This window comes from Kribbella yunnanensis (assembly GCF_039529655.1).
GTDB classification, from domain to species: domain Bacteria; phylum Actinomycetota; class Actinomycetes; order Propionibacteriales; family Kribbellaceae; genus Kribbella; species Kribbella yunnanensis.
On the sequence record NZ_BAAANF010000023.1, the window covers coordinates 239,108 to 260,853 of the forward strand.

Annotated in this window: 19 protein-coding genes; 14 read left to right on the plus strand and 5 right to left on the minus strand. The window is 65.1% G+C overall.

Annotated elements, in window-relative coordinates:
• The first annotated feature begins 133 nt into the window (after positions 1-133).
• Genes ABD231_RS35480 through hydA form a run of 6 tightly spaced genes read left to right on the plus strand, consistent with a single transcriptional unit; the run spans position 134 to position 8,366 of the window.
• Positions 134-2,134 (plus strand): SCP2 sterol-binding domain-containing protein, encoded by a 2,001-nt coding sequence (locus ABD231_RS35480; protein WP_344162371.1) that lies wholly within the window; start codon positions 134-136, stop codon positions 2,132-2,134.
• Between the two features lie 7 nt (positions 2,135-2,141).
• Positions 2,142-3,029, plus strand: a complete 888-nt coding sequence (locus ABD231_RS35485) for an FAD binding domain-containing protein (protein ID WP_344162374.1) — start codon at positions 2,142-2,144, stop codon at positions 3,027-3,029.
• Positions 3,026-3,565 (plus strand): (2Fe-2S)-binding protein, encoded by a 540-nt coding sequence (locus tag ABD231_RS35490; protein WP_344162377.1) that lies wholly within the window; start codon positions 3,026-3,028, stop codon positions 3,563-3,565. The genes ABD231_RS35485 and ABD231_RS35490 overlap by 4 nt, the downstream gene beginning before the upstream one ends.
• Positions 3,562-5,931: a xanthine dehydrogenase family protein molybdopterin-binding subunit gene (locus ABD231_RS35495; protein ID WP_344162380.1), complete on the plus strand. Its 2,370-nt coding sequence runs from the start codon at positions 3,562-3,564 to the stop codon at positions 5,929-5,931. Before ABD231_RS35490 ends, ABD231_RS35495 begins: the two co-directional genes overlap by 4 nt.
• A 1-nt stretch (position 5,932) precedes the next feature.
• Complete coding sequence (locus ABD231_RS35500) at positions 5,933-6,967, plus strand: LLM class flavin-dependent oxidoreductase (RefSeq protein WP_344162383.1); 1,035 nt, start codon at positions 5,933-5,935, stop codon at positions 6,965-6,967.
• 16 nt (positions 6,968-6,983) lie between these two features.
• Positions 6,984-8,366, plus strand: a complete 1,383-nt coding sequence (hydA, locus tag ABD231_RS35505) for a dihydropyrimidinase (RefSeq protein ID WP_344162386.1) — start codon at positions 6,984-6,986, stop codon at positions 8,364-8,366.
• A 1-nt stretch (position 8,367) separates the two neighbouring features.
• On the opposite strand, the gene ABD231_RS35510 is transcribed toward hydA, so the two are convergent.
• The gene (locus tag ABD231_RS35510; protein ID WP_344162388.1) at positions 8,368-9,069 is read right to left on the minus strand and encodes a GntR family transcriptional regulator; all 702 of its coding nucleotides are present in this window, start codon (positions 9,067-9,069) and stop codon (positions 8,368-8,370) included.
• Between the two features lie 3 nt (positions 9,070-9,072).
• Here ABD231_RS35510 and ABD231_RS35515 point away from each other — a divergent pair, with 3 nt between their 5' ends.
• Positions 9,073-10,449, plus strand: coding sequence for a M20 family metallo-hydrolase (locus ABD231_RS35515; protein WP_344162391.1), 1,377 nt, complete (start codon positions 9,073-9,075; stop codon positions 10,447-10,449).
• Positions 10,450-10,486: 37 nt separating this feature from the next.
• Positions 10,487-11,665, plus strand: coding sequence for an XdhC family protein (locus ABD231_RS35520; protein WP_344162394.1), 1,179 nt, complete (start codon positions 10,487-10,489; stop codon positions 11,663-11,665).
• Between the two features lie 91 nt (positions 11,666-11,756).
• On the opposite strand, the gene ABD231_RS35525 is transcribed toward ABD231_RS35520, so the two are convergent.
• Together ABD231_RS35525 and ABD231_RS35530 are read right to left on the minus strand one after the other, a co-directional pair.
• The gene (locus ABD231_RS35525; protein WP_344162396.1) at positions 11,757-12,341 is read right to left on the minus strand and encodes a nucleotidyltransferase family protein; all 585 of its coding nucleotides are present in this window, start codon (positions 12,339-12,341) and stop codon (positions 11,757-11,759) included.
• 49 nt (positions 12,342-12,390) lie between these two features.
• The gene (locus ABD231_RS35530) at positions 12,391-12,696 is read right to left on the minus strand and encodes a hypothetical protein (RefSeq protein ID WP_344162399.1); all 306 of its coding nucleotides are present in this window, start codon (positions 12,694-12,696) and stop codon (positions 12,391-12,393) included.
• 164 nt (positions 12,697-12,860) lie between these two features.
• On the opposite strand from ABD231_RS35530, the gene ABD231_RS35535 reads away from it, so the two are divergent.
• A complete protein-coding gene (locus ABD231_RS35535) occupies positions 12,861-14,249 on the plus strand; it encodes an FAD-binding oxidoreductase (RefSeq protein ID WP_344162402.1) in 1,389 nt (462 codons plus the stop codon).
• Between the two features lie 19 nt (positions 14,250-14,268).
• Entirely contained in the window at positions 14,269-15,063 is a 795-nt protein-coding gene (locus ABD231_RS35540; protein ID WP_344162405.1) for an SDR family NAD(P)-dependent oxidoreductase, read from the plus strand.
• Between the two features lie 4 nt (positions 15,064-15,067).
• On the opposite strand, the gene ABD231_RS35545 is transcribed toward ABD231_RS35540, so the two are convergent.
• Complete coding sequence (locus ABD231_RS35545) at positions 15,068-16,012, minus strand: oxidoreductase (RefSeq protein WP_344162408.1); 945 nt, start codon at positions 16,010-16,012, stop codon at positions 15,068-15,070.
• Positions 16,013-16,208: 196 nt separating this feature from the next.
• Between ABD231_RS35545 and ABD231_RS35550 the strand changes: the two genes are divergently transcribed.
• The 3 genes from ABD231_RS35550 (at position 16,209) to ABD231_RS35560 (ending at position 20,399) form a co-directional block, all read left to right on the plus strand.
• Complete coding sequence (locus ABD231_RS35550) at positions 16,209-17,426, plus strand: MFS transporter (protein ID WP_344162411.1); 1,218 nt, start codon at positions 16,209-16,211, stop codon at positions 17,424-17,426.
• A complete protein-coding gene (locus tag ABD231_RS35555; RefSeq protein ID WP_344162414.1) occupies positions 17,423-19,660 on the plus strand; it encodes an alpha-N-acetylglucosaminidase in 2,238 nt (745 codons plus the stop codon). The genes ABD231_RS35550 and ABD231_RS35555 overlap by 4 nt, the downstream gene beginning before the upstream one ends.
• Before the next feature lie 112 nt (positions 19,661-19,772).
• On the plus strand, positions 19,773-20,399 hold the full coding sequence (locus tag ABD231_RS35560; protein WP_344162417.1) for a TetR/AcrR family transcriptional regulator: 627 nt from the start codon (positions 19,773-19,775) through the stop codon (positions 20,397-20,399).
• 25 nt (positions 20,400-20,424) lie between these two features.
• On the opposite strand, the gene ABD231_RS35565 is transcribed toward ABD231_RS35560, so the two are convergent.
• The gene (locus tag ABD231_RS35565) at positions 20,425-21,012 is read right to left on the minus strand and encodes a TetR/AcrR family transcriptional regulator (RefSeq protein ID WP_344162420.1); all 588 of its coding nucleotides are present in this window, start codon (positions 21,010-21,012) and stop codon (positions 20,425-20,427) included.
• Between the two features lie 164 nt (positions 21,013-21,176).
• Here ABD231_RS35565 and ABD231_RS35570 point away from each other — a divergent pair, with 164 nt between their 5' ends.
• Complete coding sequence (locus tag ABD231_RS35570; RefSeq protein WP_344162423.1) at positions 21,177-21,743, plus strand: hypothetical protein; 567 nt, start codon at positions 21,177-21,179, stop codon at positions 21,741-21,743.
• The last annotated feature ends 3 nt before the right edge of the window (positions 21,744-21,746 follow it).

A 21,746-nucleotide genomic window follows, 5' to 3' on the forward strand; every position in this document is an offset into this window, starting at 1 on the left:
GCAGTGTGCAGCCACTGGACGCGGGGAGAGGTCAGCGGCAAGGGCTCGGTAGTCAACCTCCTTTGGCGGCGATTTCGTGGTCCGGCCTCCCGGGGCCTTGCGCCCTCGGCTTCTTGTGAAGGGAACAGCCAGGATGAAGACAGCACCCGCCGCCATTCCTCCGCTGGAGGAGATGTTCCACGACGATCCCGAGGTCGCGAAGCACGCCGCGACCGAGGACTATGCTGCCCACGTCGTACCCATGTCGTGGCGCAGCGGCCGGTGGTCGATGGCGATGGCCTGGTACGCCTTGGCGAGCGCGATGGCGTGGCTCATCACGGCCGGTGTCGCGGCCGTCCAGGTCGGCCCTCGCAACGCCTTGATCGGAGCCGCGCTGTCGGTCGTGGCCTACAGCGTTCTCTGTTCGGCCATGGCGACCTACGCAGCCCGTACGGGGACCAACATCAATCTCTTCTCTCGCATGGTTTTCGGTCTGCGTGGTGGGGTGATCGCAACGATCACGCTGTTCGCGATCGCTACCTTCTACGCCACGTTCGAGGGGTCGGTGGTGGCCCATGCGTTCTCCGTGCAGTTCGGTGGTGCGATCGAATGGTGGTATCTGGTCGTAGTCATCTACAGCGTGCCGCTGGCGATCGGTGGGGTTCGCCTGTTCCTGGACAAGTTCAATGGCGCTCTGCTGCCGATCTACATCATCGGTATGGGAATCGCAGTCGGCTGGACCATCGCTGACAAGGGCTACGACCCGAGCTGGATCAGCGCAGGGGACGGCGTCGCCGACGTGGCCGGTCCGGGCTGGGCCTACGCGTTCAGCCTGTACATGGGCGTGTGGGTGCTGATGATGTTCACCGGAGACCTGGCCCGTCAGGCCAAGGTGAAAGACCTGAGGTTCCATCGCTGGTTCACCTTCGGCCCGGTCTTCCATGGCTTCACGCTCCTGATCAACGCGCTGGTGGGAATCTTCCTCGCCGAGAGCCTGGTAGATGGTGCGCTGACCGAGCTCTCCGCGGTTGACGGCATGCTCGCGATGATGGGGCTGTGGGCCGTTGTCCTGATCTGGGTAACCCAGACACGGATCAACACGGCCAACTACTACGTTGCGTCCAGCAACCTCGCCAGCCTCGCAGGCCGCGTTGTACGGCGAAGCATTCCGCGCTGGGTCTGGGTCGTGGTGCTCGGTGTCATCGTGTACCTGTTCATGCTTCTCGACCTCCTGAGCAAGCTGCAGATCGCATTGCAGTACAGCGCGATCATCACGGTGGCCTGGGTTGGGGTCGTCATCGCGTACATGCTCTGGGCCAAGATCCAGGGCATCGAGCCCGAGGAAGTCGAGTACCGTCCCGGGCGCGTTCTGGCGGTCAACTGGCCGGGAGTCGTCGCGTGGGCCGCCGGAACCGTGGTTGGAACAGTTCTGCTCAACTGGGGTGGAGTCGTAGGGCTGACATGCTTCGCGCCGGCAGCTGCCCTGGTCTCCTTCGTCACCTATCTGCTTGCACTCCAGGTACTGGACGGCGGCAGCTTCGCCCTCAAGCGTCCGCACGATCCCCGACTCGAGGTCGCAGACCCGTGGGAGTCGCGAATCCGGTGCAACACCTGTAACCGCTCCTACGTCGCGCAGGAGATGGACCGCGACCCGAGCTCCGGCCAGCAGCCGATCTGCTGCGAGTGCGCCGCCTCCAGCCAGGCATTTCTCGCCGCAGCGCGGCAAGAAGGCTCCAACGCCGAGAGGATCCACACCACCGTGCAGTGTCAGCTCGCAATCCGTCTGTTTGCCTTCTTCATCAACCGCACTCCGCAATTGCGCCCCATGCTCGAAGGCTGGAACAAGACCCTGCAGTTTGATCTTGAGGGCGAACGCCCCTTCCACATCGTCTTCAACGACGGGAAGGCCACAGTGCTCGGCCGCGCAGCAGGCGAGGCCGACGTGATCTTCGAGGCACCTGCAGCTCTGTTCCGCCGGATGATGCTCGATCCGGCTCTTGCTGATGACGCCTATGTCAACAAGAAGTACGAAGTCCACGGTGCGCCGGCCGATGCCACCCGGTTCCGCGTGCTGGGGGAGCGGGTTCAGGAGTTCCACCCGTTGGTTCTCGGGCCGATGACGAAGATCGCCCGAGTCGTCTTCCGAGTGAAGTGAGGACCTGATGCCTAGCCTGCTGTTCGAACCAAGTGACTACCAGTTCGCCTCCTCACTCGACGACGTCCTCGACACACTCGCTCGCGAGGGCGACAAGGCCAGAATCATCGCCGGGGGCACCACCATTCATGAGCTGGCCTACCGCAAGGGGATGGGTGACGTTCGCACCCTGGTTGATGTGACCCGGCTGCCGATGGGCCGGATCACCGAGAGCGAGGGGCGCGTCAGCGTCGGTGCCACAGTCACCTTTACCGAACTCGCGGCGTATGCACGAGCTCGTCACCCCAAGGCGCTGGCCATTGTGACCGATGCCATCGCGGGAATCCGGCCGATGCAGATCCGCAACGTCGGCACGGTGGGTGGCGCCGTTTGCTCGAGTCTGCCCTTCTTCGATCTACCGGCCGCGCTCGTCGCGCTCGACGCGAAGGTCACGGTGAACAGCCGAAGCAAGGGCGAACGCTCGATCCCCATCGAGGAGTTCTTCTGGGACTTCTTCCTCCCCGACCTGCGACCCGACGAACTGCTGACAGCGGTGGACTTCGCCGTGCCCAGGGCAGGCACCGCGGGAGCATTCCAGAAGTTCGAGTCCAACTCTGTCGACTGGGCCTTGGTCAGCATCGGAGTTCAGGTCACGGTGGTGGGCGGCCGGTTCCTCTCGAGCCGAGTCGCTCTCGGCGGCGGCATCGGTCGCAAGGTCACCCGGGCGAGCACGGTGGAGAACGCACTCGACGGCTGCGCGGTCACGGATGAGCACGCCATCGATCGTGCTGCCGCGGGCGTGGTCGACGACGTCCGGGCATTCAGTGACTTCCGCGGCTCGGCCAAGTTTCGCAATCACCTGCTGAAGACCTACATCGCGCGGTGCCTGCACCAGGCGGCAAGGAGAACACAGTGACCAGTCTCGATCAGGAGCACACCGTCGCCCAAAGTGCCACGGTGAAGACGGCGCCGGCCGCCCGAGTGCTGAACCTGGAAGTGAATGGCGAACCGCATGTGATTGCTGTCGGCCCCTACGAGAGCCTCAACTCGGTGCTGCGGGACAGGCTGAATATGACCGGTACCAAGCGAGGCTGCGACACCGGAGGCTGCGGCACTTGCACCGTGCTGGTGGACGAACAGGCCGTGTATTCGTGCATGTATCCATCGCTTCGTGCTGAAGGCAAGGCGATCCGGACCGTCGAGGGATTGTCCAGTGGCGGCAAGATGCACCCGATGCAACAGGCCCTGGTCGATGGTGGTGGTGTGCAGTGCGGGTACTGCACACCGGGCGCGTTGATGGCGTGTATGGCGGTCTACCGGGAGAACCCGAACGCTGACGCGGACGATATCGCTGAGGAGCTTGCCGGCAATCTGTGCCGCTGCACCGGCTACGTGAAGCTAGTCGAAGGGCTCGCCTCAGCGCGGAAGGCGATGAAAGGAGATCTGTCGTGACTGAGACTCTCGTCTCACCAGGCGTTCCGGCCGAGTATCAGAACATCGGCCGCCGCGTTCCCAAGTTCGACGCGGTCCACAAGGCCGCCGGCACGTTGAAGTTCGTCGGTGACATCCGGTTGCCGGGCATGCTCGAGATCAAGATTCTTCGGAGCCCGCACCCGCACGCCGAGGTGCTGAGCATCGACATCTCCAAGGCCCTGGCGATTCCTGGCGTGAAAGGGATCATCACGCACGAGGACTCACCTGCACACGCCTACGGACGTGAGTTCGCCCTCCCACCGGAGTACATGCCGCGCGACAACCACGTGATCCAGAACAAGGCGCGGTACGTCGGTGACGTGGTTGCCGCGGTTGCCGCGACCTCGGCCGCCGCGGCGGCACGAGCGGTGGAAGCGATCGAGGTGCGCTACCGGAAGCTTCCAGCAGCGCTCGACCCGTTCGAAGCGATCAAGGCCGGAGCGCCGCAGATCCACGACGTCGTCTACTGGGGTGACGAGGCGGACCACCTGACTGGCAACATCCTGCGCACTGTGAAGATGAGTGTCGGCGACGTCGAGGCCGGCTTCGACGAGGCCGATGTCATCGTCGAGAACACCTTCACCGTTCCCAAACAGCAGCAGAGCCCGATGGAGCGCCGCTGCATTGTCGTGGATCCCACACCGGACGGGCGGCTCGAAGTCTGGTGCACCACCCAGTCGATCCACGGTCTCCGGCACAACCTGGCCAGGGCGCTCGGAATCCCGTACAGCCGGATCAACGTCCATCAGTCATTCCTGGGCGGCGCCTTCGGGGCCCGGCTGGACATGAACGTCGACGAGCCGATCGCAGCCATGCTCGCCCTGAAGACCGGTCAACCGGTGCGTCTGCAGTTGACGCGCGAAGAAGACATGATGTCGACGAGTCGCCATCCTGCGACAGTCACCCTCAAGTCCGGTGTCAAGAAGGACGGCACCCTGGTAGCGCACCAGATGACGGCGCATGTCGATACCGGTGCCTACGCCTGCTCGGGTGAATGGGTGACGAAGTGCATGGGCGGATGGTTCATGTCGATGTACCGGGTGCCTCACCAGGACTTCGTCGGTCACGTCATCTACACGAACACTCCACCGGCGGCCGGTTTCCGTGGTTTCGGGAACCCTCAGGCCAACGTCCCGGTCGAATCGCACATGGACATCCTGGCCGACAAGCTCGGGATCGACCCGGTCGAGATGCGGCTAAAGAACTACATCAGGTCGGGCGACGCCTACTATGCCCAGGGCCCGAATGTCGTCGACTACATCAAGAGCTGCGGTGTGGAGGAGATCCTCACCGAAGGTGCGCGCCGCATCGGCTGGGGGCGCCGGACCGAATTCGCTCACCAGGACCGCAGCACCAGCAAGGTGCTCAAGGGGATCGGGCTCGGGCGGGCTTTCCACACCTCGGGCTGCGGCCAGGCCAATGAAGTCTCCGACATCCTTGAGTATGCAGGCAGCGTGATCAAGCTCAACGAGGACGGTACGGCGAGCCTGACCACCGCGCTGGTCGACATGGGCACCGGCAACCTCATGGGCCATGCCCAGATTGTTGCCGAGGTCCTCGGCCTGCGGGCCGAGGACATCATCGTCACCAACACCGACACGGACTCGTCGCCGTACGACGTCGTCACGCACGCCAGCCGCAGCACCTATGTCTCGGGCATGGTGGCGAAGCTGTGTGCGGAGAAAGTACGCGACATCGTGCTCGAGATGGCGGGTCGCATCCTCGACGTCGATCCGTCGGACCTGCAGTTGCGAGCGGGCAGCGCTCATGTCGTCGGCGCCGCGGGCGCGGGGCGGGAGACGACGTCGGTGACGATCGAGGAGATCGCCCGGACCGCGCAGATGCGGCAGTGGGGCACGATCATGGCCTCCGAGAGCAAACGGGCGGTGACGACGGCTTCGCACTTCACGTGTAAGTTCGTCGAGGTCTCGGTCGACACCGAGACCGGACACATCACCATCGACCGGGTCGTGGCGGGGTCCGACGTCGGCCAGGTCATCAATCCGGTGCTGGTCGAGGGCCAGATCCACGGTGGCGCAGCACAAGCCTTCGGCTACGCCCTGCTGGAGGAGTTGCAGGTAGACCGGGAGACCGGCCGAACTCTGAATCCCGACTACCTGAACTACAAGATCTTCACGTCCCGGGATGCGTGCCGTGACTTCGAGGTCTTCTTCGCGGCAACCCATGAGGACACGGGACCGTTCGGTGCCAAAGGCATCGGTGAGTCGGCCAACAACGACGGCGCGAGCGCGGTGACGAACGCAGTCGCGAACGCTCTTGGCGTCCACATCAAGGATCTGCCCATCACTCCGGAGCGTGTACTGCGGGCACTCGGAAAGATCTGAGGTGGTCGTCGCTCGAGGCGGTGGCCTTGGCTTTGGGGTCTTCTTCCAGGCCTGGGCCGCCGCCGGCGGCTCCGATGCTGCCACGATCGCCCAAGTTGTCCGCTCCACCGAGCTTGCCGAGAACTTGGGGTACGGCGTCGCGTGGTTCACCGAGCAGCACGCCCACCTGTTAGGTGGCTTCTGGGGCCGGGTTGGCGCGCCCCATCTGCTCATCGCCCATCTCGCCGGGCGCACCAGTCGAATCGGCCTTGGGACGGCGGTACGGCTTGTCGCTGACCTCGACGCGGCCCGCCTGGCCGAGGAGGCTGTCACTCTGGAGCACCTCGCCGGCCCAGGCCGAGTACACCTCGGTATCGGAGCAGGCATGGCTGCGGGCGGCGATCCTGCTGAACGTGAACGTCGACGTTCACGCACTCGTACTCTCAGCGAGGAGTTGGACGCACTGCTTCGTGGGCGAGCGCCAGGCCGCGCGGACGAGCTGGCTGTGGCGATGTCGATGCCGGAGCTGGCTGACCGCGTCTACGTCGCTACCACGGACGAGCGGTTGCTCGCGCAGGCGGCTCGACTGCGGCAGGGCTACCTCGTGGGAATGTTCGGCGGCAACCGGCACGCGTCGATGGTGCGGGACTTCCGCCGGCTCGGAGGCAGTGGTCCGGTCCGCGCCGTCCGGCTCGTCCACGTCGATACAGATGATGCTGCGGCCATTCGTCGAGTGGCGCCGGTGGCACGGAGGCTATGGACCCAGTTCGTCCCGCCCTCGCCAGGTTGGCGCGCCGTCAAGGAGCAGCTCGGACTCGCGCCGCCGCTCGGGGTGATCCTGGAGCAGTTCGGCTGGATCGTGGGGGGACCGAGCACCGTTGCTTCCGCAGTCGTGGAATACGCCAGTGCATGCGGCCTCAATGGCCTCGACGTCGCTTTTCACTTGCCGGGGATTCCCGACGAGGTTGCGGACCGGGCCATGGCCGACTTCGCGACGGCGGTGATCCCCCGAATACGACAGCTGATGCACGCCTCCCTCGAACCCATCACCACATGACGATAGGAGCAGGATCATGGCACGACTCTTGCTGAGCGGCGGCCACGTCGTGAACAGCACCGGCAGCCGCAAGGCCGACGTACTGGTGGCCGACGGCAGCATTGTCGCCGTGGGCGACTTGGCGTCGCTGAGCATCGTCGACGCCGAGGTCGTCGACTGTGCCGGCAAACTGCTGCTACCAGGCGGCGTGGACGTGCACACCCACCTCGACTCCCCGATGATGGGCACCACGACCTCGGACGACTTCGAGTCGGGCACGAAGGCCGCGGCCTGCGGCGGGACCACGACCCTTGTCGACTTTGCCATGCAGACCCCAGGCAAGTCGCTGGTCAGCTCGCTGGCAGCTCACCACGCGAAGGCCACCGGTAAGGCGGTCATCGACTACAGCTTCCACATGTGTGTCACCGACCTGTACGACGGTGCGACCGATGAGTTCGCAGAGGTGATCCAGTCCGGCGTGTCGAGTTTCAAGATCTTCATGGCGTATCGCGGAACCCTGATGCTGAACGACGGTGACATGTTCGAGGTGCTACGGAAGTCCAGCGCGCTCGGTGGGCAAGTCTGTGTTCACGCTGAGAACGGTGACGTCATCGACCGGCTGGCTGCCGACCTCGTCGCGGCCGGAAAGACAGGTCCCTCCTCGCATGAGATCGCCAGGCCTCCCTCCACTGAGGTCGAGGCTGTCGAGCGTGCCATCCGGATCGCACGGATGGCAGATTCCCCGCTCTACTTCGTGCACCTGTCCACTGAGGGTGCCGTCGAAGCCGTGGCTGAAGCACGCTCCAAGGAGTGGGCGATCGCAGGTGAGACCTGCACCCATTACCTCACCTTGGACCGGTCGCTGTACGACGCTCCCGGCTTCGAGCCCGCAAAGGTTGTTCTGACTCCGCCGCTGCGCACCGTGGAGCACCGCGAAGCTCTGTGGCGCGGCCTGCGGGCCGGCACGCTCGGCGTGGTCAGCTCCGACCACTGTCCCTTCTGCCTTGAGGAGAAGCGGCGGCTGGGGGAGAAGGACTTCAGAGACGTTCCCAACGGCGGTCCGGGCGTTGAGCATCGCATGATCGTCATGTACGCCGAGGGTGTCCGTAAGGGCCGCTTGACCCTGGAGAAGTTCGTTGATCTCACGGCAGCCGCGCCGGCGCGGCAGTTCGGAATGGCGCCGCGTAAGGGCTCGATCGAGACCGGGGCCGATGGCGACATCGTGGTGCTGGATCCGGACGGCACCACGGTAATCTCGGCTGCGACGCAGAACCAGCGGATGGACTACACGCCGTACGAGGGCTGGGAGTTGCCTGGGTCGATCGACGCGGTCTACTCGCGCGGGGAGTTGGTCGCCAAGGCGGGGACCTACGTTGGCTCTCAGGGCCGCGGACAGTTCCTCAGACGGGCGACTGCTTGAGCTACGGTTCGTCCGTTTCGCTCTCCTCGGGAAAGAGTGCAGTCATGGCCTTTGCGCGGCTGTGACGCACGTGCTCCAGTGCGAAGGCGCGTGCTGCTTCCTCATCACGTGCTTCGATCAGGTCGACGATGCGGGTGTGCTCATCGAGCAGCCGCGCGAAGTCCGCGTTCTGCTGAAGCAACCATCGCATCCGGCCTCGGAGCGGGGCTACAAGTCCGGAGAGAACCGAGTTGTCCGCAACATCGGTCAACACCTCGTGGAACTCGTTGCTGAGCCGGTGTAAGACGTCTTCGTCGACAGCGAGTCTGGTCTGCTCCAGGTGCTCCCGTAGCCGCGCCACGTCCTCGTTGGTCGCGTTGCGCACCGCCAGTCCGGTCGTGAGCTCCTCCAAGGTCTCGCGCACGTCGTACAGGTCGTCGACATCGCTGCGAGAAAAGGCGCGTACGACGATGCGACGGGGTGACTCGGCAACGAGAAACCCCTCGAACGTGAGGAGCCGGATCGCCTCGCGTACCGGGCTGCGGGAGACCCCGAGCCGCTCAGCAACATCACGTTCGACAAGCCGATCGCCCGGCCGCAGAACTCCTTCGATCATCGCCTGACGGAGTTCGCCGACCACTCGCTCACGCATGGCCGACAAGCTCGGCGGCTGAGCCGGGTCCGGCTCTCTGCTGGTGGCCGCACTCGGCTTGGAAGGCGTCATGAAGTGAAGTCTGTCATCCCGGTCCAGCTATCTAATCGTCTATCCAATGGCTATCTAATCATCTATAGTTTCGTTTGGGATACCAAAAGTTCATCGCCAGCTGATCGGGAGAATGCCGTGAAGGATCTGCCACTCAATCCCTCGGCTGATCGGCTCGCCACGGACTTGGTTGAGCTGTCCGCTCTCAGTGATCGTGATCAGCCCGGGTGGTCGCGGGAGGTCTTTGGCGAGCCGTACCGCGAGGCGAGGACCTGGGTGGCACGGCGGATGCAGGATGCCGGCCTGGAGGTGTCGTCGGATGGCGCAGGCAACATCGTCGGCATCTTGGCCGGAAACTCGCCCGGTGCTCCACCGCTGGTGACTGGATCGCACACCGATACCGTTGCCGGGGGTGGGCGGTTCGACGGGGTCGTGGGTGTGCTCGGCGCCATCGAACTGGCTCGCTGTCTTCGTGAGTCCGGAACGAAGTGGACACGAGACCTGGTGGTGGTGGACTTTCTTGGTGAAGAGTCCAACGATTGGGGACTCAGCTGTTTGGGCTCCCGAGCTGTAGCCGGCGAGCTGTCCGCAGCTGACCTCAGCCGCGTTGATCGGGCAGGGGTACTCCTCGGTGACCGCTATCAGCAGTTCGACCTGTCCGTCGACTCAGTTCTGTCGGCTGATTGGCTGAGAGAACGGCGGCCCCACGCATACGTTGAACTGCACATCGAGCAGGGTCCGTTGCTGGAACGTCGGCGTGCCCAAATCGGCGTGGTAACAGCGATCGCCGGCATCCAGCGCCTGGTCGCAACCTTCACCGGGCGCCCGGACCATGCAGGCACCCGGCCGATGGACGACCGGCGGGACGCGATGGTAGCTGCGGCCCGCGCCGTACTGGCTGTGCAGCAACTCGGATGTGGTGCGCCGACGCACGGCGTGACAACCGTGACGAACCTCGACGCCGGAACTGCTTCGCCGAACGTCGTTCCGGCCTCCGTGCAGATGAAGATGGAGATGCGCAGCATCGACAGGTCCTGGTTCTCGGCCGCTCAGCAGCAGCTGGTCGGCGATATCGCTGAGCAGGCTGCTCGGGAAGACGTCGACGTCGACTTCATCTGGACCAATGACAACGAGATTCTCGACACTACGCTGGCGGTGCAGAACGCTATCTCTGGGGCTGCTGAGAACGCCGGTCGCTCATGGGTGGCAGTTCCCAGCGGCGCAACCCATGACGCCGTTCACATCGCCGGTATCTGCCCCACCGGCATGATCTTTGTGCCCTCCAAGGACGGACGAAGTCATTGTCCGGAGGAGTGGAGCGATGTCGAGGACATCGCGGCAGGGGTGGAGGTCCTCGGCCGCACCCTGGCGCAGCTGGACCGCGCCGAAAAGGTCACCTGATCCCCGGTATGTCAGAAATCGCGCGAGGTGGTGAGAAATGCGTGACGTACTGCCCGAGTTGATGGCCTGGTGGGAAGCCGGCGAAACGATCGGAGTCGGTACCGTCGTCCGGACGTTCCAGTCCGCTCCGAGGCCGCCGGGTGCATCAATGCTGGTCGGCCCTGACGAGAGTGCCGTCGGCTCGGTCTCCGGCGGTTGCGTCGAGGGAGCGGTGTACGAGCTGGCGCAGGAGGTTGTCGCCACTGGGATCCCGGTGCTGCAGCGCTACGGCGTGTCGGATGCCAATGCGTTTGGGGTCGGACTGACTTGCGGAGGCATTCTCGACGTGTACGTCGAACGTGTCTCGCGCGAGGTCTTTCCCGAACTGGGCGAGATCGCCGCCGATATTCAAGCCGGCCGCCCGGTCGCTGTCGCCACTGTGATCGAGCATCCGGACGCCGACCGGCTCGGCCGTCGTCTCGTAGTGCGGCCGGGAGTGGAACCGGCAGGGTCGCTGGGCTGCTCACTCGCTGACGACGCCGTCCGCGAGGACGCGATGGGCCTCCTGGCGGCGGGTACGAACGGCGCTCTCACCTACGGACCCGACGGCGAGCGACTGGGGGAGGGGATGCGGATATTCGTGTGGGGGTTTGCGCCCAAGCCGCGATTGCTCGTGTTCGGTGCCATCGACTTCGCCGCTGCGGTCGCGCGGGTCGGGTCGTTTCTTGGCTATCACGTGACTGTGTGCGATGCGCGCGCGGTCTTCGCTACGGTCAGCCGGTTCCCGGAGGCCGATGAGGTGGTCGTCGACTGGCCGCATCGCTACCTGACCGCGGAGTGTGCGGCTGGCCGGATTGACCAGCAGACCGTGGTGACGGTGTTGACGCATGACCCGAAGTTCGACGTACCGCTGCTACAGGTTGCGCTGCGGATGCCCGCGGTGTCGTACATCGGGGTCATGGGTTCGCGGCGTACTCACGCGGACAGGCTCGAACGACTTCGGGAGGCCGGCGTGACCGGTGACGAGCTGGCCCGGCTGTCGAGCCCGATCGGCCTCGACCTTGGCGGGCGGACACCCGAGGAGACCGCGATCAGCATCGCAGCGGAGATCATCGCTGCCAGATGGGGCGGGTCAGGGCAGCGACTCTCCCAGATCCACGGGCGAATCCACGATCGCTCCGACGCGGACGCGGCGACAGGCGAGCGAGGCAGCCACGTGCTGTCGCCGACTCGATGATGGGGCCGGCGACACGGCCTTCCCTGGCGATCGGCTGTGGCGGCCCGATCCGTTGAGCCAGCTCCCACGCGTCGGGCAACGTCAAGTAGCCCTATGGCGACCGCGGACCTTCGCTCGGCAGATCCTGATCGTTGCCGGTGGCAAGGTCGTCGCACGGGACCAAGGAGCATGAGGCCTGGCGGAGATATGGGCCGGCGCCACGGTCACCGACCGCGGCTGCCATCGCCTTCCCGAAGTGGGCCCGGCCGATCAGAACCGGATGCCCGGCGTTCCCGCGATAGGACGCCCTGGCCAGGCTCTCCGGTCCTTCGGCAGCCTGAAGTAGTCGCCGTACGACGTCTACTCCGACGTCTGGCAGATCGACCAGGTGCACGAGCGCTGATTCTGCCGTGGTCGTGCTGGCCCAGGTCAGTCCGGCGCGAAGGGATGCGCCCATGCCAGTTTGCCACTGAGGTGATGGAATCACCGAGACTTGCTGGTCCACGAGGAGTTCGGCGACGAGGTCGCCGGCCGCGCCGATCACGACACCTACCTCGTCGCAACCACTGGCTCGTAGTACGCCGGCCGACCGGGTCACCCAAGGCTGACCGGCCCTATCCGTCACGAGTGCTTTCGGTCGGCCCATCCGGGTGCCCGCGCCGGCTGCGAGCAAGATCCCGACCGTCCCACTCGTCATCGCAGCACTATATCCGCTGCGGCCATCGCGCCCTGAGTTCGTCGGATCGCTAGGCTTGTTCGATGTCCGAGAACAGTCCCTTGAACGGAACCGCGCTACCCACGAGCGTGCCGAACAGATCGGCGGCGGCCTGTGTCGTGACGGCGGCGGAGGCGTCCTCGTAGCTGTCGAAATAGAGGTCGAGAGTCCGGTACGCCGGGGTCTCGGTGCCGTCTTCCTTCGGCCAGACCTTGGCGGACTCGAGTCGCTGCAACTTCGGGAACTTCGCGGCGGCCGCCTTGGCCGCCGCGTATGCACGCTCGAACTCCTCCGGGGCCGCGGGGTTGTCGATGACCAATGTGATCTTGGTGGGCATTTGCTCTCTCCTAGCAAAGTAGAACGAACGTTCTGACTCGTTGAAGGTAGCAATCGCGAATCTGCAAGTCAAGACAGATCGTTCTATCTTGTCTGGAGTGAGCGTTACCTATAAACTACTCGCTGTCCGCAAGACCGTCGCCCGTCCGTATCTGAAGGAGACCTGTGATTGAGGATCCCGCCCCGGCCAACTCGATCGTGGAGGCCCATCGCGCGCTGCTGTATCTCATGTCGCCCAGGCGGATCCATGTTCCTGGTCCTGGTTATGCCGACAGCATCGCCTTGTGGAACGGGGCTGTGCAGCGCCGGCCGGCCATCGTTGTCTCCTGCAATCTGACCGAAGATGTGGTCGCGGCTGTCAGGGTCGCGCGGGAGTTCGGCCTTCCGCTCTCAGTCCGTGGCAGGGGCCACGACTACGCCGGCCGTGCTCTGGTCGATGGCGGAATGACCCTGGATCTGAGGCCTATGTTCGGCGTTCGTGTCGACCTCGAAGCGGGGACGGCTGAAGTCGGTGGCGGTGCGTCGGCCAACGACCTGCTGGCTGCGGCTGGTGAGCATGGCTTGGTGGCCGCGACTGGGACGATTGGGGCTGTCGGAGTGGCAGGACTCACCCTCGGTGGTGGGTACGGGCCGCTGGCCGGGAAGGTCGGCCTGGCCGCGGACAATCTGCTGGCGGCTGAAGTGGTCATGGCTGATGGCTCGGTCGTGCGCACTGACGCCGAGCGCGATCCGGACCTGCTGTGGGCCCTTCGCGGCGGAGGTGGCAACTTCGGGGTCGTCACGTCGATGACTGTGCGGTTGCACGCCGTACCAGCGGTAGTGACAGGCATGGTGCTCTTCCCCTGGAAGCAAGCCGCGCAGGTCCTCGAGCGAGTTCGCGAGGCGCAATACGACGCTCCCGACGAGCTGACGATCCAGACCGGCGCGATCACCGCGCCGGATGGCTCGCCTGCCTTGCTGGTGTTGCCGACGTGGTGCGGTGATGTGGCCACCGGCACAGACTCTGCAGGGCCGGTCATGGCGCTTGGTCGGCTCGGTGATCCCTTGTTCCTGCAACTGGATGCTGTTCCGTACGCCGCAACGGTCGCTGGGAGGGACGCGATGTTCCCTGACGGTAGGCACGTCGTCATCCGGACTCGCTCGGTGCCCGAATTGACCGACGATGTCATCGCCATCGTCGACCGGTTCGGAGGTGAACTACCGACGCCGCTGTCCGGGCTTTCGCTGCATCACTTCCATGGCGCCGCGGCCAGAGTCGCGCCGGCAGACACCGCGTTCGTACTGCGCAGTCCGCACCTGATGACCGAGACCATCGGGGTCTGGGCGGCAGGCGAGGATGGTGGGAACGCACATCGCTGGGCCGAAGCGACATCGGAAGCACTTGCTGAGCAAGCCCTCCCGGGAGGGTATGTCAACCTGCTCGGGCCGGACGCAATTGACCAGATTCCTCATGCCTACGGGGAGAATCTTCCACGTTTGCAGTGGATCAAGGCGGCAGTGGATCCGGACGGAGTCTTCTCGGGAACACCGTTGCCTCTGGCCACAACGACCTGAGCGTTCAGGAAGGATGAATATGAAGTCTGTTGCAGGTGACGAGAACGGCCGCTCGGAGGTCTCCGAGTCTGCGCCCTCGTGGGCGCTGGTCACCGGTTCGAGCAACGGTATTGGCCGCGCCGCCGCGCTTGGACTCGCCGCGGACGGGTACTCGGTCGTGGTCACCGGCCGGAGTGCCCAGCGTGTCGAGGAGGTGCGTGGGCAGATCGAGGGCGCGGGAGGTCGGGCGATCGGTCTGGTCGCCGATCTGTCCGGTCCTTCGGCTGCGCGGGGCTTGGCTGAGCAGGTGCGGGATGCTGTCGACGGTCCGGTCGACGTCCTGGTGAACAATGCCGGCGGCGGCAGCTTCGCGCCAACCGAGGCAACCTCGGACGAGATGTTCGACGTCGCGTTCAATCTGAACGCCAAGGCGCCGTTCATTCTGGTGGGGGCCTTCGCGCCTGGGATGGCCGAGCGCGGACGTGGAGCAATCATCAATGTGGGCAGCCTGAGCAGCACGATGGCTACAGCGGGCACCGCCGCGTTCCAGGCCGCCAAGGGTGCCTTGTCGATGATGACGAAGTCGTGGACCGCCGAGTACGGGCCGCGGGGTGTGCGGGTCAACACTGTTGATCCGGGGTTCGTTCTCACAGCGGTGAACGAGGACTTCCGCCCCGCGTTTGCCAACTACCTCTCGACGCTGCCGGCGGGCCGTGGTGGGGATCCGGAGGAGGTCGGGAACGCGATTCGGTTCCTTGCGTCGCCCCAGGCGTCCTACATCTACGGGGTGACGCTGGCCGTGGACGGCGGAAGGAACGCGGTAGTCCCATTCTGACTGGTCATGGAGCGCCCAGCGGGTAGGTGACGCCGGTCAGGCGTTCCGATTGTTCCCACAGTTGGCGCTGAAGCTCCTCATTGTGGGAGCGCTGACTGGAATCGACCGGCTCAGGATTGCCGATCAGCCCGCCTCGACGAGTCGGGCCGTAGTAGTCGCCCCCGCCCGCAAGTGGGTCGGTGGCAGCTCGTAGTGTCGCGAGCGCTCCCATTTCGGCGCTCTGCGAGAACGCGAGGACGATGGGGTTGATCTTGGGGTCGGACAACCGCTTGATCACCCAGTTCATCTCGCGCCCGCCTTCCGTGCGGGAGAGGCCCGCGTGTGCTGCCACAGCGATGGTGCTTGCGCGATCAGCCTTGAGTCGCCGGTTGAGTTCGTACGTGAAGAGTAGGTTTGCCAGCTTGGTCCGCCCGTACGCCGTGCTGAACCGGTACGCCCCGTGCCGGTCCGGGTCGAGGTTGCCGGGGTCGATAGTGGCCCGTCGATGTGCGTTGCTCGAGACGGTCACGATCCGCGACCCCGGTGTACCGGTCAGCAGGTCGAGGACCAGCCCGGTGAATGCGAAGGGACCGAGATGGTTGACCGCCATGGTGGACTCGAAACCGTCTGCAGTGACGGAATGTCGCCGGCGGATAGCTCCCGCGTTGTTGACGAGCAGGTCGATGTGAGTGAAGTCCTCGCGCAGGCGCCTTGCGCCGGCGCGAATCGATGAGAGCGAGGCGAGATCCAGCGGCAGGGTGTGGATCAGAGCACCGGGTGTCTTGGTCCGGATCCGGTCGGCCGCCGCGGTGGCCCTCTGATCGTTGCGACAGGCAAGTACGACGACGGCGCCGCACTGCGCAAGTCCGTCCGCGGCGGCGAAACCCAGGCCGGTGTTGGCTCCGGTAACTACCGCGATCCGACCGTACTGGTCAGGAATCTGGCTGACGGTCCAGGGCTGTGGTGCCACGAATCGACCTTCCGTTGAATGATCAGCGCAGGGGCTTCTCTGCTGTATGTAGCGCTCACTCTAGTCGGGTACTCTCGGGGCGACGACATTCCAGCCGGTCCTTGCGAGGTGACACATGCCCCTGAGTTCCCCGTGGCAGCGCGAACGCCCCGCGCCCAGTGGGTCCGAAGGTCGGATCTGGCCTGTTCTGGCGTCGATGCTGTTGATCAACGTGTTCGGCTATGCGGCCATCGGTGGTGTGCTCGCCGTCCTGCTGCCGACCCAGGTGAGAGCCATCGCCGGGGACGGTGCTCCCTCCGCGCTGGCCCTCATCACCGGGGTCAGCGCGATCGCCTCCCTGGCTGTCCCGCCGGTGGTCGGGCTCCTCTCTGACCGGACGCGAAGCAAGTGGGGGCGACGTACGCCCTGGGTCCTGCTCGGTGGCCTCGCAACGGCCGCGTCCTTGCTGGTTCTCGGCCTGTCTGGATCGATCGCCGGACTACTTATCGGCTGGTTCCTTGTGCAGGGCACCATCAACGTAGGACTCAATGTCGTCCTGACGACGATCCCTGATCGGGTCCCTCCGCGGCGGCACGGTCTGGCCAGCACCGTGCAAGGCCTCGGGCTGCCAGTGGGCAGCGTGCTTGGTGTGCAACTCGGCGCGCTCTTCGTGGACTCTGCCTTGCTCGGCTACGGAGTGCTGGCCGCAGCGTTCGCGCTCGCCTCCACACTGTCGGCGTGGCTGATACGGGAGGCGCGCCACAGCTCACCAGTCGCGCTCCGGCCACGGTCGCTCGGAGGCGAGCTACGACAGATGTTCAGCAGCCTCCGCCTGCGCGACTACCGCTGGGTCTTCGTTTCGCGTTTTGTGCTCTACCTCGGCTACAACATGATCAACGGATTCACCCTCTACATCCTGCAGGACTTCATCGAGCCTCCTGCCGGGGTGGCGGCTGCCGACGGCGTTGCCACCTCACTGACCGTCAGCCTGCTGTTCCTCACGATGGGCACAGTCGTTGCGGGCCCATTAGTGGATCGTCTTGGGCGGCATCGCGGCTTCGTGTTCGTGTCGTCGGTGCTGCTCTCCGGCTCCCTGTTCATCCCATTGATCTGGCAGACGTGGTCCGCGTTCCTTGTCAGCACCGCGCTGAGCGGATTCGCCTTGGGTCTGTACCTCGGGGTGGATCTGGCCTTGGCGACGCTCGTACTACCGAAAGCCGGCGATGCGGGTCGTGACCTGGGCGTCTTCCACATCGCTCTGACCGCGCCCCAGGTTGTCGCCCCGTTCCTCGCGTCCCTCGCGGTGACGACCCTTGGCGGCTATCGAATGGTGTTCCTCGCCGGCGGCGCCATCGCCCTGATCGGTTCCTTCGCTGTCCTGCGAGTCCGCCCGGAGGCAGTGTCCGAGCAGCATCCCAGTTTGGAGAGTCAGTGATCGAGAACCAGCACGCCGTCTCATCGGCCGGCGCAGCCGAGGCAGCGATTCGCAGATTGAGTGAGCTGCCCACGGAAGCGGTGCGAGTCAACCTTGCCGCGGATCTCGAAGACGGCTTCCGTGTGAGCTCGGTGGGTGGCCACCTAACCGTCGTCGCGTCCGGGGCCGGTGCGGCAGTCGCCGGGTACGCCGCCTACGCGCGTCGGACCGGCGTTGCTCACGTGTCGCGCATTGGCACCCGCCCGGTCGACCGAGCGCTGCCAGACGTCGCCGACGTGTCCGCTGACGCGACCATTGGACACCGGGTCGCGTACAACCTGACCGTCGGCGGATACACGACGCCATACTGGAACTGGGCCCAGTGGGAACACGAGATCGATCTCCTGGCCGCCAGCGGGGTGACCGCGGCGCATCTCACACTCGGCCAGGAACTGGTCTACCTGAAAACGTTCCTCAGGTGCGGATACAACGAGCAGGAGCTGTTGCGCTGGCTCGGCCCGCCGTCGCACCAGCCGTGGTTGTGGCTGAATAACATCCAGAACCATGGCCGCGGCACCAGCATGACCCTGGTCGAGGACAGAGCAGACCTGGCACGCAGGGTGATCGAACGGATGCGGGATCTCGGTATCGTCGCGATCCTGCCGGGGTTCAGCGGGACAGTCCCGCCTAATTTCAGCGCTCACTGGGCCGATGCCCACACGGTCCCGCAGGGACGTTGGTTCAAGGGCATGGCCGGTCCGCTGCGTCCGGACTGGCTCGACTCGACCACCGGCCCGTACGCCGCCGTGGCGGAGCTGTTCTATGCCGAGCAGCGGGTCGCGTTCGGGCTCACTGGGATGTGGGCTGTCGATCTGATGCACGAAGGTGGCAATACCGGAGGTGCTGATCTTGGCGAGGCGGCCCGTGGGATTCAGCGCGCGATGACTGCCGCTGATCCGGACTCCACCTGGGTGATGCAGGCCTGGGCGAAGAACCCTTCCCGCGAACTGCTGGAGGCGGTCGACAGCGACCGCGTGGTGATCGTCGACATCACCGGCGAGGACCACCGCGAGGACGGCTTCGGCGGGCCGGAGTGGATGCTGGGCATTCTGCCCAACTACGGCGGCAAGACTGTCCTGTACGGCGACCTCGAGGACGTGGCCTCCCTCCCGAGTCGATGGTGTGGCGATGACCGGCCGCCTGGCCTCGCCGGAATCACGGATATGGCCGAGGGGGTCGAGAACAACCCCGTCCTGTGGGACCTGTTCCATGACCTCAGTTGGGCGAATCGGCCGCTCGACCTGGACAAGTGGTTGCCGGAGTGGACGGCGGCGCGGTACGGCGGAGCTGACCCGAAGGCCGACGAGGCATGGCAGATTCTCCTGCGCACGGCCTATGGGCCGTGGCGGCATGGGGCGCAGGACGGCCTGCCGGCCGAGACGATGCAGGCATTGGCCGGTCTACCGGTCGACGCCGCCGCAGTTGAGGGCGCGCCCGAGGTCGCTGCGATGATCGAGTTGCTGGGCAGCGCGATGGCCGAAGGGCCATTGCCCTATGCAAGCACTGACTCGGTGATCGCGGCGGTGCCGAGTCTCGACGCCAACCAGGCCAGCCTCAACGGACCCCGCGCCGCGGCGTACCCGGATGGTGCTCTCATTCCGGCCCTGCAGGCTCTGCTGGACGCCGCCGACCGGCTGGACACACCGGGTCTGTCCTATGACCTCGTCGACCTTGCACGGCAGGTCGCGGACGATGTTGCGCGGACTGCGCTGCGCAAGATTGCGGTTGCGGGCCGAGCACGTGATCTCGAGGCGTACGACTCGGCCGTCCAGCGGTTCCTTGAGTTGATCGACGTGCAGGACGCTGTGCTCCGAACGAATGAGCACTTCTTGCTCGGTAAATGGCTTGCCGACGCCCAGGCCTGGGGGCGTGCGGCGGGGGAGGGTGACTACCTCGTCGAGGAGGCCAAGCGCATCCTGACCTCGTGGGGCTACGAGGACTCGATTGTCCTGGCCGAGTACGCCAACCACTCCTGGGCCGGTCTCGTGGTCGACTACTACCGCTCCCGATGGGCGCTCTGGCTCGACGAGGTACGCGCGACCCTGGTCGGAGGTACGACGAAAGCCGTTGACTGGTACCTCCACGCCGATCGCTGGATCCGGGCGGACACCACCTACGCCGACCGGCCGACCGGTAACGCGCGGTCGGCAGCGGCTGCCGTCCTCAAGCTCGCCATCCACATAGTGGAGTCATAAGGGGCTGGGACCGCGCTCCAGACACCCGCCTAGAGCGCTCACTACAGCCGAAAGTTGGTCAAGCCAGGGCTCGCCGTCAGTGCTGAGCCGCCTCGGGACCTATCATGGTCCGATGGCGAGGAACTCTGGCTCTGTGCGGGCTGCCGCGAACCTGAACAGCCGAGACCTCATTCTGAATGCGGCTCGCACTCTGATCGACGAAAAGGGCTATGACGGTATGGCCGTCTCAGAGCTCTGTACGGCGTCCGGGTTTCCGGCGAGCTCGATCTACTACCACTTCGGAAGCAAGCTCGGTGTGCTCGCTGCTCTGCTCGAGCGGACGTTCGAAGAGATGCACGCGCTGTTCCCCGGCCCAGGGGCGTTCGACCACCTGGCGCCGATGGAGCGGTTCGAAGCATGGTTCTCGGGAGCGTGCAGAACGCTGGACAAGCATCCGGACTACCTCCGGCTCCTGGTTGCCACCGGCGTTGGGCCACACAAGGACACAGACGAGGCGCAGCACACTCTCCGCCGCATCCGGGACAGCGCCCACGCCTCATGGGTGAGCGCGCTGACTCCGATCTTCGCGCCGGCCGGCGGCAGGGCTAACAAAGCGTTGGTCGAGAAGCTGGCCATCCTTGGCCGAGCCGTGACTGACGGCCTTGCCGTAGCCAACAACGTCGACTCGATCACGTACAGCTCGGAGGTCGCCGCGTTCCTCCAGTTGATCCGCAGCCTGGCGGAGACCCGGAGTAGCTAGTGGAAGTGCGGGCGGTGACTCCGTTCTAGACGGGCTCGCTGCGGAAATGCAGCAGACCTTCGACCCCGTCAATGAGGGTGCCGGCCACCTCGGTCGAGTTCGTCAGGCAACCTGAGGCCATCGCACCGTCACGGAGCATGACGAAATGCCGGGCCGCGGCGGCGGCCGACGGTTCGTCGATCTGGGCGAACAGGTCCGTCACGGTGTTGAGAAGCCACTCGCGGTGTTCGAGGACGACCTTGTGCACCGGATGGTCGACGTCGGGGTACTCTGCCGCGGCGTTGAGGAAGGCGCACCCACGGAAGCCCTTCGACGTGATTCCGGCGGCGATGGATTTCCCGATGGCTCGCAGGGCCTTGTCGGCGGGGAGTGCTTTCCCTTGGGCCTTGTCGACAAGGGCGCGCTCCAGCTGCGAAACGGATCGCAGGTACTCGACGACGAGGTCGTCCTTGCTTGCGAAGTGCCGATACAGGGTTGCCCGGGTGACCTTCGCCTCCGCGACGATCCGATCGATCCCCACCGAATGCAGACCCTCGGCGTAGAAGATCTGGGTCGCCGTGGCGAGCAGGCGGGCGCGTGCTTCGGAGACTCGACTTCCTGACTTGTGAACCATCACACCCAACGATAACAGATAGAACGGTCAGTATGGTGTGCGGTTTTCGTGGAATGAGTTGGGGTAGAACGTTCTGTCTTGACAGGTCTGGCCTGCCGTAGCTACTGTTCTGTGTAGTGAACGTTCCACATAGCCATGATCATCCCGATGCGAAGGAAAATCTTGTGACTGCCATCAGTCCTGCTCTGTCGTCCCTGCGGCGCCTGTACTTCGTCCGTGCCGCGTTCGCGCTCCTCTGGGCCGTCTTGGTGGGTGTCACCGGCGCCAAACTCGGACCTGTCAGCGTCACGCTTGTCGTCCTTTATCCGCTGTTCGACGTCGGCGCCGCCATTGTCGACGCGCGCGCTTCGAAGCAGTCTCAGAACGTGACCGGTCTGTACATCAACATCATCGTCAGCCTCGCCGCGGCGGCCGGCCTGGCACTCGCCACTGCCACCTCCGGTATCCCCGGGGTGCTTCGTGTGTGGGGTGCCTGGGCCATCGTCTCGGGCATTGTGCAGCTGATCGTCGGCGTCGGCCGGCGCAAGCTGGGCGGTCAGTGGCCGATGATCGTCAGCGGTGGCCTGTCCGTCGGTGCAGGTTCGTCGTTCATCCTGATGTCCGGACAGCCGACCCCCGCGCTGACCGCTGTTGCGGGCTACGCCGCATTGGGTGGCATCTTCTTCCTCATCTCCGCGATCCGGCTTGGAGCTGCCGCGAAGAAGGCACCTGCGGTCGTTGGCATCGTCTGAGTT